Source organism: Staphylococcus sp. 231237_7MaSpsaltlick (assembly GCF_043107035.1).
On the sequence record NZ_JBICNX010000450.1, the window covers coordinates 1 to 388 of the forward strand.

A 388-nucleotide genomic window follows, 5' to 3' on the forward strand; every position below is an offset into this window, starting at 1 on the left:
TGTATTAATGAATACCGGTACTGGTGAATTTATATCAACTTTATCAGTAAATATCTTATGATACTTACCTAATAAATCACGCGCTTTTAAACGATCACTTGCTTTGATTGGCACCTCCACCATCTCTATACGTTCACTATACACTAACATCTTACGTCCTGTATCTGGATTCTCTACAAATTCCCCTTGTTTTCCAACTACTTCTTTAGTTTCTGTCTCGTCACCAGTAGCAGCATTTGTAAGTATGTGCAATAGCTCTTTAGCAGTTAATACACTTTCGTCCATATACTCTTCTTTTTGCTCTTTAATATATTTAGATATCTTTTCATTCTTTAATAGTCTACTGCCCTGTACATGGGCGCTCTGTGGACTATATCCTGCCTTTATA

At 35.6% G+C, this 388-nt stretch carries 1 protein-coding gene; it reads right to left on the reverse strand.

Going from position 1 to position 388, the window contains the following annotated elements; genetic code table 11:
- A partial coding sequence (locus tag ACF91D_RS32295; protein WP_392438790.1) for a terminase small subunit occupies nucleotides 1-388 on the reverse strand: 388 nt, incomplete at both ends.